This is a genomic window from Vibrio hangzhouensis, from assembly GCF_900107935.1.
Lineage (GTDB): Bacteria > Pseudomonadota > Gammaproteobacteria > Enterobacterales > Vibrionaceae > Vibrio > Vibrio hangzhouensis.
On sequence record NZ_FNVG01000017.1, the window covers coordinates 84,027 to 101,652 of the forward strand.

Genomic DNA, 17,626 nt, shown 5'->3' on the forward strand with positions numbered 1-17,626 from the left:
ATTAATCGTTATTAGTCATAATCAACACAACTTTTTCCCATTGGATAAAGTTGCTAGACTCGATTTACTATAAAGACAGAGACTGTAAACAGAGAGTCGGGATCGTTGAGTTATCTTAACTGCGCCCCAATATGCTTTGTTATCAGCAATCAAAATATCTATAAGCTTCTGGAGAACGTAATGGCAACGCATTTTGACTATATCTGTATTGGTGGCGGCAGTGGCGGCATCGCATCGGCAAACCGCGCAGCAATGTATGGCGCTAAAGTCGCACTAATTGAAGCACAAGACCTGGGCGGTACCTGCGTAAACGTTGGGTGTGTACCAAAGAAAGTGATGTGGCATGGTGCGCAAGTTGCTGAAGCGATGAACCTGTATGCCGAAGATTATGGTTTTGATGTCGACGTTAAAAGCTTCGACTGGAGCAAATTGGTTGAGAGTCGCCAAGCATACATTGGCCGAATTCACCAGTCTTACGACCGCGTACTTGGCAACAACAAAGTCAACGTAATTCGTGGTTTTGCTAAGTTTGTTGATGCTAAAACCGTAGAAGTGAATGGTGAGCACTATACTGCTGATCATATCCTTATCGCGGTAGGCGGTCGTCCAACGATTCCAAACATTCCCGGCGCAGAATACGGTATCGATTCCAATGGCTTCTTTGAGCTAAGCGAGCAACCAAAACGCGTTGCGGTTATCGGTGCTGGCTACATTGCCGTTGAGATCGCGGGGGTGCTACATGCACTAGGCACGGAAACCCACCTGTTCTGCCGTAAAGAATCACCACTACGCAGCTTTGATCCTATGATCATCGACACTCTGGTTGAAGTGATGAACACCGAAGGTCCAACGCTACATACTCACTCGGTTCCTAAAGAAGTGGTCAAAGAAGCGGATGGTAGCCTGACGCTACATCTGGAAAATGGTGAGAGCCAAAATGTTGATACCTTGATTTGGGCGATCGGTCGTCACCCAGCGACAGATGCGATTAATCTTGGTGCCACAGGCGTGGCAACCAACGATCGTGGCTACATCAAAGTCGATGAGTATCAAGCAACCAACATAGCAGGCATTTACTGTGTGGGCGATATCATGGAAGGCGGCATCGAGCTTACCCCAGTTGCCGTTAAAGCAGGCCGTCAGCTTTCTGAGCGCCTGTTTAACAACAAGCCTGACGCCAAAATGGACTACGACCTGGTCCCAACAGTTGTCTTCAGTCATCCACCTATCGGCACCATCGGTCTGACAACCCAGGAAGCTGAGGAAAAATACGGCAAAGACAATATCAAGGTTTACACCTCTGGCTTTACCGCCATGTACACTGCGGTAACGAAACATCGTCAACCATGTAAGATGAAGCTGGTTTGTGCCGGTCCAGAAGAAACCGTTGTCGGCTTGCACGGCATCGGTTTCACCGTTGATGAAATGATTCAAGGTTTTGGCGTGGCGATGAAGATGGGCGCGACCAAAGCAGATTTTGATTCCGTTGTCGCCATTCACCCTACGGGTTCTGAAGAATTCGTTACCATGCGTTAATGCGAATTTCCTGACGATTCAAAGCCCAGCCGATGCTGGGCTTTTTCAGTCTTAGCGTTAGCTCTCACACCCTGAAGTAACTTTGCTGTTTATCATTCATATTGCGCTTGAAATGCGTCGCAATGAGCAACATTGTGCTTCGGAAATAATGGTTTTAACAGTTACCAGAACATAGCCTTTTCTAAAGTTTTTTCTGCTGACGAACAGAGCACCATCAGCATGATGGCTTTGCATTTCAGCGTAATCCAATAAAATAGAAAAGGAACGTCAGATGAACATCCCTCAATGGCTGCTGGCAGCCAGTGCAGCAAGCATCACTCTCCCGGCACTTGCGGTTAATCCCCAGCCCGACCCAGACAATCCAACCGGATATATACTGCTTCGCACTGAAGTGCAGGTTAGTGAAGCGGCCCAAACACATGATCCGATGTACTCAGCGTGGGCCAATGCTTTGGCGACAGCCCCTAACAGTATGGTGGAGCAGATTGATGAAGGCCTGGTCGCAAATCCCGACAATGTGAAACGTGCTGAACGTGTCTTTTCGCGGGGAGATTGGGACTTTCTCACCCAGATGGCCGCCCCGGAATACACCTACCAGCGATTTTTACAGGCGATAGGGAAATTCCCGGCATTCTGCGGTGATTATGGTGATGGTCGTGATGCCGATGCGATTTGCAAACGCTCCATCATTACCGCTTTCGCCCATTTTGCTCAGGAGACTGGTGGTCACGTGGCCAAAGACAACGCCTGGGACAACCCACTCGCTCTTGAGGAGTGGCAGCAAGCGCTGGTGCATGTCAGGGAAATGGGTTGGTCCGAAGGTCAGGAAGGATACACCACCGGGTGTGGACAAAATGACTGGCAGAACCGGCGCTGGCCATGTGCGGCCAATCAAGGCTATTTTGGCCGCGGCGCCAAGCAGCTTTCCTACCATTTTAACTACGGTCCTTTTTCCGAAGTGATGTTTGCAGGAGATGCCACTGTGCTGCTCAATAATCCGGCATTGGTGGCAGACTCATGGCTCAATCTAGCTTCAGCCATCTGGTTTTTTCTGACGCCACAAGCGCCCAAACCGGCTATGCTGCACGTGATTGACCGTACCTGGGTCCCTTCACAGCGTGAGATTGATGCTGGCATTGGCTATGGCTTTGGTACCACCATCAATATCATCAACGGCGGCATTGAGTGTGGCGAGCAAAACAAAACCAAAGGTCAGCCCGTCAATCGTATTCGCTATTGGGAAGGACTCGCGGCCCATTACCAAATCCCCATTGAAGCCGATGAAGCCAACACCTGCTGGCAACAAACACCTTATGGCAGCCTTAACCTCAATGGTGCGACCGATGTGCTTTATACCAACTGGGAAGCAAGCTGGAAGTATCATGCCGATCGCCCAGGAGGCGTCTCATTTGAATGTAACTTAGTCGGTTATCAAACTGCCTACTCGGCACTGGTTCCTGGCGACTACGAAAAGTGTGTCACCAACTTCTACGGCTCTCATGCCAACTGGCCAGAAGTGCGCATTGTCGATACATTGCCAACGGATGGTGGCGCTGGTGGCGGCACTGGTGGTGGCGACACAGGTTCAGGCACACCGTCTGGGATCATTGTTTGGGAGGCTGGCGTCACACAAGCCAATGTCGGTGATACCGTTATCCACCAAGGAAAATGTTTCACCGCCCAAAATCCTCCCGGCGTCTGGGAAACGCCAACCCAATCAAACTGGTTCTGGAAAGAGGTATCCTGCCCGGTAGGCTAAAACTTAAGCCACTGCCCCTCGGGGCAGTTTTTACACAACTTTTAAGTTCGTTCCCTTTTCAAATTGTAAATATCCCTTATAGTTTGCGCAGACTGTAAGGAGTGGTTAATGGACAAAAAACACATCTTTTTCTTTGACGGGATGCGCTGTGTGGCGGCGCTTGCTGTCATCGTTATTCATGCACTGGGACCTTACCGTCATGAACTGGGGCAAATACCCATGGGGGAGTGGATCACCGCCATCACCTTCAATGGATTCAGTCGCTGGGCCGTGCCAGTCTTCATACTGATTACCGGTGCCCTGATGTTAAGCGATAAGCGACCGTTCGATATGAAGTATTATCTTTCCCGCAGATTGGGCAAAGTCCTTATCCCTTTTGTCGTCTGGTCGCTGTTCTATGCCTATCTATCAGGCTGGACTATCGAAGGGTTTAGTGGGGATACGGTTAAAGAGGCTCTGGCGCAAAGCTACCATCATCAAACCTATTACCATCTGGGATTCTTCTACTATTTTATTCCGCTGTATGTGGCGATTCCGTTTCTGCAGTTATTGGTGCGTAAGTTTGATGATTCTGCCCTCTACGCACTGACTGGTGTCTGGCTGTTAACCACATTACTGTTCTTGCTCCGCATTGATGGTCCATGGAGTGAACAGTTCTGGCTTTACATGGGGTTGCTGCCACTTGGTTATATCCTGTATCAGAAACTGCCAGTGACTCAAGGGGTAGTTATCACCGCCGTCATCCTTGGGGTAGGCGCGATGATATTAAGCAGCTATATGGTGGTACAGGGCAGCGTTGAGGAAGGGCGTTATTATGTCGGGCGCTGGTTTTCATACAAAACACTGAATACCGCTCTCGCTGCCAGTATGATCTTTATTGTATGCAAAGCCTACGCCGAAAATCTGGCGCCTTCGGCCAAGCGCGTGGTCCGCTTTATCAGCAAATACAGCCTGGGCGTATATCTTCTGCACCCTCTGTTTTTGTGGCCAATGAATGAGCTTGGACTTCATGTGGGACACCCGGCGTATATGGTCCCTTTCTGGGTGATAGTGAGTGGCAGTCTGGCGCTCGCAACCAGTTGGCTGCTGTCCTTGAGCAGCAAAACACGCTGGCTACTCCCCTGACTAACTTCACCGACCAACGCAAACAACATTCAACAAGGTGTTTCCCTTTAACGGGGACACCTTTCCGTTGGTAAACAACCCCTTTTGACCATCTCCCCAATATGGCATTTGCAATGGCCATCGCTCCGTCTGCATCTTGCCTGACGCGACCAATGTCTGCCACTCGTCATTACTGGCCAAATGCATATCCATATCACTGCATACTTTAATGGCCGTGCGGTAATTGAGTCGATTCCAGGCTTTATCATGCTCCATATAGAACTGATGATCGTTATTTGCTATGTAAGGAATGATGTAGCGCTTGCCTTTTACCTGCGTGGTCAAGCGCACCGTTATAGGGGCTGGTGCGGATTGAGCGAGTGGCTGAATGGTTGTCGCTTTTTGGTTTGACATCACCTTCGGGGTCGTTAAGGCATCGGCTTTAACCGATGCTGACGCAGACAACTTAGCGGGTTTGGCCTTAGGGGCAGACGATGAAGTGTCCGGCTCGACATGTCGGATAAAGGCATCGTGATAGCCAGACAGCGACTTCACTTGGGTTAGTTCCTGCTGTGCCAGCGTGGCATCCTCATAGGGGCCGATCAGACAACGATAGCTGCGACTTTGCGGCAACATCCAGATATCGGTAGTGATTTGGCTATAGAGTTTTTTGGCCTGCTTCAATGGCATTGGCTTTTCGAGAATACCGCACTGAATCCAGTACAGCGAAGTAGGACTCATCGGAATCTGCTTACCCCAAACCCCTTCTCCGATAGGGCAATGCTTATCCAGAATGGGCAGTTCGTTCATTGAGGGTTGTGAGGCATCACACAACACTTCGTTTTCTGCGGAGGCAGGTAGGGCGTGCAACAAAGCCGCAACCACAGCAACCAAAGACCAGCCACCAAATCTCTCTACCCGATAAAAAGAGCCCATATACATCCTCTGAACACTCACTTGTTATTTGCAGCACAAATAAAAAGAGCCGCATTTATGTGCGACTCTTAGTGTAGTGAGGATTGGGCTTAAAAATCAATCACTCTGGATCACCCTTTGTAGATTTTCGGGTTAAATACATCACGTAGCCAGTCGCCCAACAGGTTAATAACCAGTACAAGCGTAATCAACACGATACCCGGGAAGACAGTAATCCACCATGAACCGGAGAAGATGTAGTTAAAGCCGATGCTGATCAGAGAACCCAGTGAAGGCTGGTCTACCGGAAGACCCAGACCCAGGAATGACAGCGCGGCCTCTGACATAATGGCATTCGCCACCTGTACCGTTGAAATAACCAGAATCGGTGACAGACAGTTAGGAAGAATATGACGGAACATGATACGCGGTGATTTAAAGCCCATGACTCGCGCTGCTTCGACGTACTCTTTCTTCTTCTCAGCCAGCACTGACGCACGAATCGTTCGAGCGTACTGTGGCCACTCAGCAACACCGATGATCACCACCAGCATGGTCACCGCGTATTGGCTGTAGAATTCGCTACCAAAGCTCGCCTTAAAAATTGCCGAGACGATAATGGCAACCATCATAGTAGAGAATGACAACTGAACATCAGCAAAACGCATCAGGAAGCTATCAATTCGGCCACCGAAGTAACCTGCAGACAGGCCGATCACTATGCCCAAAAACAGTTGCAAACCCACCGCCAGGAAACCAATGGTCAGCGACAGACGTGAACCATAGAGAATGGTCGACAGAATATCACGACCCTGATCGTCGGTACCCAGCACAAAGCTCTCATCACCCTCTTCCATCCAAGATGGCGGCAACTCAGAGTCCATGATATCGATCGACGACAAGTCGTAAGGGTCAGTTGGGGCGATCAAAGGCGCGGCTAATGCCATCACCAGGAATAACATAAATACGGTAAAACTCGCCATCGCGACTTTATCGCGCTTGAAATAGTACAAGAAGTCCGAGTTTTTAAAGCGCTCCCATGCCGAAGGAGCAGCGGCTGTATTGGTTTGACTCATGATTATGCTCCTTTTCCAGTCAAGTTCACGGTTGGGTTTATCAATCCGTACAACAAGTCAACGATAGTGTTGGTTACAACGAAAATCAGACCAACAAAAATAACGTAAGCGGTAATAAGCGGTGTATCTACACGGTTAATCGCTTCTAGGAAAAGGAAACCAGTACCCGGCCACTGGAACACAGTCTCGGTAAGGATGGTGTACGCCACCATGGTACCAATCTGCACCCCACCGACGGTCAGTACAGGAAGCATGGTATTTTTCAGGGCGTGTTGATAATAGATTTTGTTAAGAGGTAGCCCTTTTGCTTTGGCAAACTTGATGTACTCCGAGCTGAGCACTTCGAGCATTTCAGAACGAACCAGACGGATAAACAGTGGCAACATGATAGACGCCAGTGCGATACACGGCAGAATCAGGTGCTTAATCCCATCGATGGTAAAGAATCCAGACTCCCAACCCAGAACATTCGCGGTTTCTCCCCGCCCATATGACGGCAGCCAACCCAATTCAATCGAAAACACGTACATCAGCATGATTGCTGTCAGGAATACCGGGATAGAGATACCGACGCTACTTCCTGCCATCACTAGCTTGGTAAAAAAGCTTTTAGGGTGGATGGCCGAGTACACGCCCAGCGGTATCGATAAGAAAATAATGATTAATGTCGCGCCGAAAACAAGCTCCAGTGTCGCCACCAGCTTGTCGAGAATCACCTCAACGGCAGGACGCTTAAAAAAGTATGAAGTGCCAAGATCGCCTTGCAGCGCTGCACCAATAAAACGAGTGTATTTAGTAATGAAAGGATCGTTGAGGCCTAACTCATCACGCAGTGCCTGACGCTCCGCTTCCGAAACCGACTGACCTACAAGCTCACGTAGCGGGTCACCCAGGTTATCCTGAATGGCAAACGCCACCAAACTGATCACAAACATCACTATCAGTGCCTGAAACAGGCGCTTGACCAGAAACGAAAACATTCCTTGCCCCTTAACTATCCATTAATCTCATACGAGAGAGAAATTCAGTCTTAACAACCACCCAATCCGACTGAAATAAAATTGAGCTGAATTGAGGAGGGGAAGACTCCCCTCCTACATCACAGTATATTGTGATTACTCAACCACTAGGTCGCCAAAGTAAGGCATAACCATTGGGTTAACAATGTCGGCAGCTTTCACGTTAGACTTCGCGCCCCACGCTTCACTTTGCCAGTGTAGCGGAACAAATGCTGCGTCGTTGTATAGCGTCGCTTCAACGCCTTTCAGCATTTCAGCACGCTTAGCAGGATCCGTTTCTACGTTCGCCGCTTCAACAATGGCATCCATTTCTGGGTTAGAGTAGTGACCACAGTTATACTGACCACGACCTGTTTCTTCGTTACGAGTCATTGTCAGGAACTCGTTGAAGTTCGCTGAATCTTCCGTATCTGAGTGCCAGCCGATCATCATCATGTCTGCTGCACACACGTCAAACTCTGGCCAGTATTGCGCTTTAGGCATTGTCTTCAGATCAACTTTGATGCCGATCTTAGACAGCATCGCTGCCGCTGCCTGCGCTACTTTCGCGTCGTTCACATAACGGTTGTTTGGCGCCATCATAGTTAGCGTGAAGCCGTCAGCGTAACCCGCTTCTTTCATCAGCTCCTTCGCTTTCTTAAGATCGTAGCGTGGCACTAGTGTTTCGTTGTGACCAACGTAACCTTCAGGGCTTTGCTGACCTGCCGCCGTTGCGAAGCCTTTCATGATCTTCTTAACGATACCTTCGTTGTTGATTGCGTGAACAATCGCCTGACGAACACGAACGTCTTTCAGCGCTTCGTTGCTGTTTTGGTTCATTTGGAACGTGATGATACGTGTACCTGGAAGTGTCACCAGATCCACACCTTTTGCTTCTGATACACGCTTGTGATCGTTTGGAGCAACCGGGTGAATCATATCAACACCACCAGAAAGAAGTGCCGCTACACGGGTCGCGTCTTCTTTGATTGGTACTAGTGTCAGCTTGTCAACGTTACCTTTAGACTCCTTGTCCCAGTAGTCTGCGAAACGCACAAAATCAACCTTAACGCCTTGCTCACGAGCCGTCACGATAAATGGACCTGTACCCGACACGTTGGTAGACGCAAAAGAGTTACCGTGCTTCACTAGCTCAGATTTATCTTTGCCATCTGATGTCTTACCAGAATAGAACTTGCTGTCCATTGGGAAGATATACGTGGCTGTTTGCAGTACAAGTGGGTATGGGCCTTTTGTAACAAGATCAAACGTGTTGTCGTCAACTTTAACGATCTTCTCATATGGGTCGAAGATAGCTTTAAAGTCAGGAGAGCTTTGTAGACGCTTAAATGTCCATACAACGTCGTCCGCTGTTAGCGTGTTACCAGAGTGGAACTTAACGCCTTCACGCAGTTTAAAACGAACTGTCGTGTCGTTTACGCGCTCCCAGCTTTCTGCCAGGCGAGGCTCAAAGTCCATTTCTTGAGTGAAACGAACTAGTGGGTCAAATACCATGTGTGACATCTGCAGTGTGCCACCAGACAGTTGCTCATGCGGGTCAAGAGATACTGGGTCAGCTGCGTAGCCAACTTTGATATCTGCTGCCAAAGCATTGAAGCTCAGACCTGCCGCCATTAGCGCCACTGCTAATTTGCTTTTCATGGTTCTCATTTGCATAACTCCTTCATGCGGGGATCCGGATCCCTTGTTGTTGTGTTTGCTTCTGTTTTCGAGTCCCAATAGGGAATTGTTTGGCTTACGCCGTTTTTACTACGTCTTCTCTCAACCCTGTAAATTCAGGCATCAAGGAAATCAGTTGTTTGCTGTACTCATGCTGTGGGTCAGTGAACAGTTGTTCTGTTGGAGCCACTTCCAAAAGTGTTCCCATTTGCATCACACCCACTCGGTCACACATTTGACGAATAACCGGCAAATCGTGACTGATAAACAGCATAGTTAGGTTCAGTTCTTGTTGTAAGTCTTTTAGCAGGTTCAGAATTTGTGCCTGAACCGATACATCCAGTGCCGATGTCGGCTCATCACAAATCAGCAGACGTGGACGCGTTGCCAATGCACGAGCGATAGAAATACGCTGGCGCTGACCACCAGAGAACTCATGCGGATACTTCACACCCGCCATCTTGCCCAGACCCACGTGCTCAAGCAGATCTTCAACAATCTGTTTGGTTTCTGACTCATTGGCAGTCAATTTGTGGAAACGAATTGGCTCGGCGATGATGTCGTAAATCTTCATCCGTGGGTTCATTGAAGTATATGGGTTTTGGAACACCATCTGCATCTGACGACGCATTGGACGACGCTCTTTCTCCGATTTGAGAGAAGTCAGGTCGATACCTTCAAAGGTCACCTTGCCTGAGTTAGGCGTGTACAGACCAGCAATAACCCGAGCAATCGTCGACTTACCGGAGCCTGACTCACCCACCAGACCAAAGGTCTCACCTTCGTGTACTTGAAAACTTACGTTGTTGGACGCTTGCACGTACTCGCGTCGGCTTTCAAATAGCGAATCTTTAGTAATAAAACGCAGGTTGACGTTCTCAACATTAAGAAGTGGACCTGTATAGGCACGATGGTCCTGACTTTGACCTAACCAGTGGTTTTTCACGTCCAACGGTTCCATCTCATGAGCTTCTTCGATGTAGCTCACAAGAGGGAAACGGTCCAGCTTCATATCTGAACGCGGAACCGCCGAAATCAGGCTGCGAGTATACGAGTGATCAGGTTCACCCAATACTTTCGCGGTTGGGCCAAACTCAACCAAATCACCACGGTACATAACCGCGACACGGTCTGTCACGTTAGACACCACACCCATATCATGGGTTACCAACATACAACCGACATTATTCTTGATACACAAATCGCGGATCAAACCCAGAATTTGGTCCTGAATGGACACATCAAGAGCGGTCGTTGGTTCATCGGCAATGATGAGATCAGGCTCACCGGCCAGTGCAATAGCAATGACCACACGCTGACGCATTCCCCCAGAGAACTGGTGCGGGTACTGCTTCAGGCGGTTCTCAGGTTGTGGAATGCCCACTTGGTTCATCAGGTTAAGAGCGCGTTGATACGCCTCTTCATCCGACACCTTCATATTGGCGTGAATGGTTTCTTTTAATTGCTGCTCAACCGTGAACAATGGATTTAGAGAGGTCATTGGGTCTTGGAAAATAAACCCGATTTTTGAGCCACGAACTTTGCGCATCGCTTCTGGAGACAGGCCGGACACCTTTTCTCCATCGAGGAAAACCTCACCGTTAGCGATGACGCCAGGAGGAGACAGCAAATCAATAACCGCGTTACCGACGGTAGACTTACCAGCTCCGGATTCACCGACCACACCAACTATTTCACCGCGCTCAATATTGAACGACAAAGATTTAACCGCGGCATGTACCCCATGGCGTGATGGGTATTCGATACGAAGATTCTTAACTTCTAATAGTGACATTACCAGACCTCTACTGCTTTGGCAGTTTTCTGCCCCTGTCTGAAAAATTGATTCCGTTCCTAATCAGCATTTTGTGCTGACTATTTATAAGGGCATCAATTTGGCAAATCTTTCACAGAAAAGCAACAAAAATAGGATAAAAATTCGAAATTGAGCAAATCTAAAGCAGTATAAATAAATATATATGCACGATAATTACATATAGTAGTGGCAACAATGATTGAAAAAGTTGATATCTACTGAAAAAACCGCACTCAATAACGATGACAAAACGCTACCGTTCACGTTATTAGCAATATTTATGACTAATTCACCACGAATATTTATGCTGCAATCAATTTAACACTATAGAAACATAAATTTTGTGATAATGCCGGTAACAGCACTAAAGTCTAGATCTTAATCACATTTACTGACCATAATGCTTTTGATGCTTGAATGAACCAAATTTTCCGCTACCCCGGTTTGCAACATCTTGTCTTCAGGTTTTTTAGAGAAAACTCTACATTAATTATTAAATACAGAGTTTTTCTCCATTTCTTGCTCAAAGAGAATCGTAGAAATGTTATTCATGGTGGTGGATATTGGACAATTCACCCTGATTTTTCACTTTTGACACCGCCAGCACAAGCCTCGATTCTGCTTCATATTTAGCCTTGAACGGGCGACACTTCATCAAACCTAAAGATCGCCTCTATCTTTCCCCATAACTGCTCGCCGGCAATGAACAGAGCAACCACAAAGATGACGTCACAGCTGATCCCCAGCCACTGCCTGTAACCGATCCATTCAGGAAAGTAACCCGGCAGATAAAACAAGATGACATTCATTATCGGTCCGACCAACATCATTAAGCCAAGTCCGGTATAGTAAAGTCGCCTTGTAGAGCGTCGACTGGGTTTCAGTTTGAATAGGGTTTCAAGCAACCAGATTTTAAACCGCTGTAACCGCTCCCGCCCCAGCAGGAATATCGCAGCAATCGTCGCAACCTCGGGCACACCAAATATCATCGCACCACTGAGTAGTGCTTTCTTACTGCCACAAATGTCCAGTGTCGTTATCACCGGAATCAAAAGAGGACTCATCAATGCCATTGCAAACGCTGAAATTCCAAGGATAAAACGCAAATTGTGGCTTACTGTTGACCAAATGGTCTGTATACATCGCTTCATATCGTGTTTCCAGACAGCCCCTTTAGCAGCAAGAGGGCATGATTTTCGTATCAACATATCTCTCGACGAATCACCGAAGTTTTACAGCGTATACCACCGCTGAGTTTGGCATGATACTCAAAAGGTACTGTCACAGGCGTCACGCCTTTCTCTGCCAGCAACTGGTTAAGTCGCGGTGTCGACTCCGGCATCAGAATATGTTGATGGTCCAGCATGACAGCACAGGGACCGGTTGCCCGTGTCTCAGCACGATTAGCCCAAATGACATCGAAATCACTCATACACTCAGGGAGCCCTGCTGGAAACGCATCTTCATAGGCAATAACCAGTTTGGGTCCAGCTACGCACATGACCGCAAACAGATGGTGGATCCCCACCTCAGGCAGTTCTAGGATGGTGACCTGATAACCATCATGTTCTAGCATGCGTTTCACCCACTGTGCCCCTCTCTGATTAGTGGAAGATGGCCCTGTTGCCACCAGCACACGCCCATCACCAAGATTCAGTACGTCGCCACCTTCATAGATATAGTCTCTTTGCGTTGTCGGACGAGGTGCTGTGTAATGCAATATGTTGTGGTCATCATCGATAAACGGCTGGTGTCGCTCTCGCACTGGCTCAATACTGGCCCAGGCAACGTCACTGGCCCAGACATTTTCCAACACATTTCGACCTACGACCCACAGCGGCTCTGCCGCAAATACTTGTGTAAAATCTGCCGTCGGTTGACAGGCTAAGATCTCAGACTCTGACATTTCGCGTGCGAAATGGACCTTGACACCAAATTGCTCATAAGCCTTGGCCAGCGCCTGTGTTTCTTTTTGCAATCCAGCCAGAAACTCAGGGTAACTTTCCGACAGTAACTGCCCGCCGGCCTTATCACACATGTCAAATAACTCGTGTTGCATCACACTGTGATACGTCGCTCTAATATCTTCAGAGAGCTGCGGTAAACGCATATTCTGACTGCTGCCAAGAATCACTTCCCGCAACTTCCCATACAGGTTGAATTCTCCGTAGCTTTCTTTGGTAATTGCTGGCATAAACACGCGGTTGAACTGTTTCGCTATCGACATATTGCCTCTCTACTTTGTGGAAAAATAGAGACTCCCTTCTCTAATGAACCCACTCAGGATATCGCCACCTGCCGGTTCCAAAAAGTCAGTGTATGTCGTAACTATCATTCGCTCTCAGAGGGCAAATCAGTGGTCGTAACTCTCGCTCGATAAAACACATCATGATTTAGCGAGACGCTGGCAAATTCATTGATAGGGGTTGTCAGGCTAGGTAGGGTCAGCTGGTTGTGGTTCTCAGGCAAGCTGATCTGTCGCTCCATAAAGGTATAGCGCAAGGTCGCGACGTTATCTTGTACAGAAGAATCACTGATAAGCCATAGTTCCGTGTCACCGACTTGTTTGAGGAGCCGGTGCTCTTGTAAGCCCATAACCAGATTACCTTGATACTTTTGGTTAACGTGAATCGTAAGCTCTGCCACGTAGTGGGCCTGACAGCCAAAAGGCGCTATCAAAGCCCCCATTACCCACATTCGGTAAATACCGTTGAACATCGGTCCGCTCTTGTTTTACAAAACCATCAGGCTGAAGGAAAGGACTTCAGAAACCAACACGGACTCTGCATAACATTGCTGACACAGCGAGCTAAGTTACAGCTGAAAAGAGCGGCTCAGCTGAGCCAGCTTTGTGAGTAAGCGTCGTTCACGTTGCAGAGTGTGGTGCCAGATAAGGCGGTACTCCATGCTGACACTCCCGCGCCCCGTTGTGACGAGCTGACAGGCATCAATCGCACTTGCAACCTGCGCCTTGGGCAACCAACCCTTACCGTGAAACGTCAGTATTGCCCGCAGCATCTGAGCAGGCTGGTTGAAAGAAAGGGCATTGGTCGGTATCTCCTCAGCGAAATGCCACAGCGGCTGTCCTTTTGGTCCATGAACGAACATCTCTCTGTGGGCTTGACCCTGAGTTATTGGGGAACACACTTCAATAAACTCGCGCTGGCCAACCGACTCAGAATGAAGGTGTGGAGCAAGATGTTGAAACGGAAGAGTGATGGCCATATCGATCTCTTGTTTGACCAAAAGGCGCTGAATTTCGTTATTCTCTGCTGAAAACAAATCCAGGCTGCGTAGAGGGCACTCTCGCAACAACAACATAGATAGCGCACTGATCTCCTGTTCAGACACTCCTTGCTCGAAACAAACCCGTAAGGTTTCAGCCGTCTGACACTGCGAAAATGTCTCTGTGAGATGGAGCAAATTCTCCAGTTCTGTTGCCTGTCGATAAAACCGCTGCCCAAATTCGCTCAGTCTGACTGGCCGGGTTCCTTTAATAAACACATCAGCGCCCAAACTGGCTTCCAAACGGTGGATAGCCGAGGTGATCGCTGGCTGGGACTTACCTAACGCCCGAGCCGCCTTACGCATACTGCCGCTGTGTGCAATGGCGACAAAGGTTATTATTTGATCAAGCGTCACGGTTGTTCCTCCCTTGTCTGGATTTATCTATGGCCCAATGTTCCAGTCTTTCAAGTACAGAGGTTCCAGACAGATGTTCACTCCAGAACACCAGCACGCCCCATGTCGCTGTCAGATGTGGTTCACCACGGGTCGTGATCGTCGGAGAATCTACGATATTGGCAGCAATGGCCGACGTATGACTGGGGATGGCATTGAGAATGGCAGAGACCTGTGAATAGTCGGAAACACGAACTTGCCATGGGCATGGAAAATCGAAACGCTTATAAATGGGTGCGTTATCGCGACCGGGATGGGCAAGACTCAATTGCGGCAGGGTCATAAGTTGACCCGTGTCGAAAGTGGATGCCTGATTAGCCGCCGCTTTTGACGAAGGTTCATGACTGGTGAACAGTTGGCTTTCAACCTGACCCACTGCAAAAAAATGGCGGGTTTCTGGCCAGGGGAGATCGGCCAGCGTGACGATCCAGTCCAATCGCTGCTGATTGAACGCCGAAATCAGTTCGTCACTGGGCATGGTGTTGATACTGAGGCGGATATCGAGGTCCCACAGAATGGCGATAATCTCTTCGAGCCAGGTATTGGGGAGGTGACTGTCAATGCCCACGGCAACTTCTGTGATAACACCTGAGCCCAGAGAGTTCTTTAACTCATAATAACCACCAACGACAGCTTTAGCCCAAGGCAGTAATGCTTGCCCTCTCTTTGATAACTGCCGTTTACCATTACCTGTCACAAACAGCTCACCCCATCGATCTTCCAGACTTTGAATGGCCAGACTGACCGGGCCATGAGTCTTCCCCAACCGCTCTGCAGCCGCGACGATAGATCCTGACTGTGCAACAGCGACAAAGCTTTCCAGCTGTTCAATTGATGCCAAGTGATAACCTTTTTAAACCATTTATAGTGAATATTAGTTTATCAGGGATATTTATCATAACCCCACTTTTCAGGGAACGAGCAAAGTACGGCGACTTAATCAGTGCCCGGATGGCATGAACTCAACGTCTTATTAATGAATTTTTGAAAAGAGGTCATCATGAATATTCACGCCATTAAAGCCTTTGTCCTGACCACTGAGTTAGGCTCCATTTCTGCAGCGGCCAAAGCGATGAACAAAGGGCGCGTTCAGGTCAGTCAGTGGATTGCAAACCTGGAACTCGACTGGGGGTTAGAACTGTTTGACCGAACAGGCCATAAACCCATTCTCACTGAGCCAGGACATGCGCTGCTTGAAAAAGCCACTTCGATGATAAACCTGTCAGAAAAACTGGCGTCTCAAATCGAGACGATTAACGGCACTGGTTGCCCCCGAATACGTCTTGGGATCACCAGTTACATTGACCCTCAACTGGTTTCGCGCTTAGTGCTACAACTAAGAGAAATTGAACCCGCCACCGAACTGTTGATTGAATTTGCGCCCTGTGACGATCTGATCGCCTCAGACCAATACGATTTTATTATCAGTCACTACCCGCACTCTGGGATAGGCCAATGGGAGTTTCTCAATATCAGCCAGCGCCAGTTTGTCTCGGTCTGCTCGCCCGAGCACCCCATTGCCTTAGTGGATGATGTCACCACTGAACAGCTCGGCCAGCACCTGGCGATCAGCGTCACTCAACAACAAAGTGAATCTCTATGGAGCAGCATTAAATTCGACACACTGGCCGTTAATAACCTGACCACCGCTATTCAACTGGCAAAGGATGGAGTCGGCTGGCTCTGCCTCGATCAGGCCTCTGTCGCGGATGAACTCAGTAACAACCAACTCATGATCATCAATCACAGAGAAGCGATTCAGCGCTGCAAATTTGGACTTGGCTACAAAGACGCTCACACCATGATTGACGTCAGAGAAGCGCTTTATCACACCCTGCACCAGTACATTCGACGTTAAACATATCTGTGTAGATAAACCCCAACGGAGTCTGATTTTTTTAAATCAGGTACAGCCAATACTATGCGATTCGAAACAAAGACCAGGCCCTTTGGCCAATTTTTAGTGAGGAAACGATGAAAAAAGCAACTTTGAAAACAGCCACTATCCTAGCGCTTGCCACTGCCGTAGCCGCGCCCGCACTCGCGTCCAACGACTCTGGGTTTTATGTCGGCTCGTACATTGGGGCAATGTCCGCCTCCAATAGCGATACTGCGACAAAAGGGGAGAAAGACCAGAAAATCAAAGGTAACTTTCGCTCTCTTGGAGTAAAAGCCGGTTACGACTTCAACTCCATATTTGGAGCCGAACTTCGCTATAGCCGAGACAATGGCAAAGTACAAAAAAAATCAGGTCAAAGCCTGGCTGTCGACCATCAAACAGGACTCTACGGTAAAGCAAAGTTCAATGTCACGAACAACATTGAGTTATATGGTCTTGCCGGTGTGAACAATATTCGCCTCAAGCAAGCCGGGTTTGCCAGTAACGACAATAAGAAAACCATTAACTCGTTTTCTTATGGGGTCGGAGCTCAGTACAATTTCAGCGATTCACTGGGTGCTAACGTTGAGCTGATGAAACTGTCTAACCACAAGCAGTTTGATGCTCAATCTATTAACCTAGGCCTCAACTACCGATTCTAACCTTCAACCCCAACCAAGTTTGCAGGGATGCAACTTGTTCCTTTCTGCCAGCAGATCCAAGCACTTACCCTCCGACACAAACACCGAGTTAAAGCTACCTCTCTCCCCAAGACACATAAAATAATCGTTCAAGATGACCGATTCATACTAATCAATGAACAGGGTCTCGATAGGAGTAAACATGGTGATTGGGCTTCCAAGAGACAGGCCACCGACCCGAATGCGGTTTCCTCAAACCTTTTTAATACACATACGAAAAAAGCCCCGACTTTCGACGAGGCTTTAAATAGTGGTCGGTGAAAAGGGATTCGATTGGTTCGACACTCGAGGACTGGGCTTCCATGGGACTGGCCACCCAGCCCCCGACTAGCATGGGCTTTCCCTAAAACCTATAAAACCATATACGAAAAAGGCCTTGTCTTTCGACAAGGCCTTGAATGGTGGTCGGTGAAGAGGGATTCGAACCCCCGACCCTCTGGTCCCAAACCAGATGCGCTACCAAGCTGCGCTATTCACCGAC

15 protein-coding genes and 1 tRNA gene are annotated in these 17,626 nt (G+C 48.4%); 5 read left to right on the plus strand and 11 right to left on the minus strand.

Annotated features, from left to right (window positions below; genetic code table 11):
• Positions 1–180 precede the first annotated feature (180 nt).
• From gorA to C4S60_RS16355, 3 genes are all read left to right on the plus strand, one after another.
• Positions 181–1,536 (plus strand): glutathione-disulfide reductase, encoded by a 1,356-nt coding sequence (gene gorA, locus C4S60_RS16345; protein ID WP_103881430.1) that lies wholly within the window; start codon positions 181–183, stop codon positions 1,534–1,536.
• 271 nt (positions 1,537–1,807) lie between these two features.
• Positions 1,808–3,295: a glycoside hydrolase family 19 protein gene (locus tag C4S60_RS16350; RefSeq protein WP_103881431.1), complete on the plus strand. Its 1,488-nt coding sequence runs from the start codon at positions 1,808–1,810 to the stop codon at positions 3,293–3,295.
• A 108-nt stretch (positions 3,296–3,403) separates the two neighbouring features.
• Positions 3,404–4,420, plus strand: a complete 1,017-nt coding sequence (locus tag C4S60_RS16355; protein WP_103881432.1) for an acyltransferase — start codon at positions 3,404–3,406, stop codon at positions 4,418–4,420.
• A gap of 6 nt (positions 4,421–4,426) precedes the next feature.
• On the opposite strand, the gene C4S60_RS16360 is transcribed toward C4S60_RS16355, so the two are convergent.
• The 10 genes from C4S60_RS16360 to C4S60_RS16405 all read right to left on the minus strand — a co-directional run bounded on the left by C4S60_RS16360 (position 4,427) and on the right by C4S60_RS16405 (position 15,406).
• Positions 4,427–5,335, minus strand: coding sequence for an SPOR domain-containing protein (locus C4S60_RS16360; protein WP_103881433.1), 909 nt, complete (start codon positions 5,333–5,335; stop codon positions 4,427–4,429).
• A 110-nt stretch (positions 5,336–5,445) separates the two neighbouring features.
• Entirely contained in the window at positions 5,446–6,390 is a 945-nt protein-coding gene (locus tag C4S60_RS16365) for an ABC transporter permease (protein ID WP_103881434.1), read from the minus strand.
• A 2-nt stretch (positions 6,391–6,392) separates the two neighbouring features.
• Positions 6,393–7,370 carry an ABC transporter permease gene (locus C4S60_RS16370; RefSeq protein WP_103881435.1) on the minus strand — a complete coding sequence of 326 codons (978 nt, stop codon included), beginning with the start codon at positions 7,368–7,370 and terminating at the stop codon, positions 6,393–6,395.
• A gap of 135 nt (positions 7,371–7,505) precedes the next feature.
• Positions 7,506–9,059, minus strand: a complete 1,554-nt coding sequence (locus C4S60_RS16375; RefSeq protein ID WP_103881436.1) for an ABC transporter substrate-binding protein — start codon at positions 9,057–9,059, stop codon at positions 7,506–7,508.
• Between the two features lie 85 nt (positions 9,060–9,144).
• Positions 9,145–10,863, minus strand: a complete 1,719-nt coding sequence (locus C4S60_RS16380) for a dipeptide ABC transporter ATP-binding protein (protein ID WP_103881437.1) — start codon at positions 10,861–10,863, stop codon at positions 9,145–9,147.
• Between the two features lie 650 nt (positions 10,864–11,513).
• Positions 11,514–12,035, minus strand: coding sequence for a hypothetical protein (locus C4S60_RS16385; RefSeq protein WP_146060879.1), 522 nt, complete (start codon positions 12,033–12,035; stop codon positions 11,514–11,516).
• Positions 12,036–12,085: 50 nt separating this feature from the next.
• Positions 12,086–13,111, minus strand: coding sequence for a dimethylarginine dimethylaminohydrolase family protein (locus tag C4S60_RS16390; RefSeq protein ID WP_103881439.1), 1,026 nt, complete (start codon positions 13,109–13,111; stop codon positions 12,086–12,088).
• Between the two features lie 104 nt (positions 13,112–13,215).
• Positions 13,216–13,602 (minus strand): hypothetical protein, encoded by a 387-nt coding sequence (locus C4S60_RS16395; RefSeq protein ID WP_103881440.1) that lies wholly within the window; start codon positions 13,600–13,602, stop codon positions 13,216–13,218.
• Positions 13,603–13,698: 96 nt separating this feature from the next.
• Positions 13,699–14,526: a LysR family transcriptional regulator gene (locus tag C4S60_RS16400; RefSeq protein ID WP_103881441.1), complete on the minus strand. Its 828-nt coding sequence runs from the start codon at positions 14,524–14,526 to the stop codon at positions 13,699–13,701.
• A complete protein-coding gene (locus C4S60_RS16405) occupies positions 14,516–15,406 on the minus strand; it encodes a LysR family transcriptional regulator (RefSeq protein ID WP_103881442.1) in 891 nt (296 codons plus the stop codon). Before C4S60_RS16405 ends, C4S60_RS16400 begins: the two co-directional genes overlap by 11 nt.
• A gap of 159 nt (positions 15,407–15,565) precedes the next feature.
• Here C4S60_RS16405 and C4S60_RS16410 point away from each other — a divergent pair, with 159 nt between their 5' ends.
• Entirely contained in the window at positions 15,566–16,423 is an 858-nt protein-coding gene (locus C4S60_RS16410) for a LysR family transcriptional regulator (RefSeq protein WP_103881443.1), read from the plus strand.
• A 116-nt stretch (positions 16,424–16,539) separates the two neighbouring features.
• Positions 16,540–17,106: a porin family protein gene (locus C4S60_RS16415; protein ID WP_103881444.1), complete on the plus strand. Its 567-nt coding sequence runs from the start codon at positions 16,540–16,542 to the stop codon at positions 17,104–17,106.
• A 441-nt stretch (positions 17,107–17,547) separates the two neighbouring features.
• Here C4S60_RS16415 and C4S60_RS16425 read toward each other — a convergent pair.
• A tRNA-Pro gene (locus C4S60_RS16425) sits at positions 17,548–17,624 on the minus strand.
• Between the last annotated feature and the right edge of the window lie 2 nt (positions 17,625–17,626).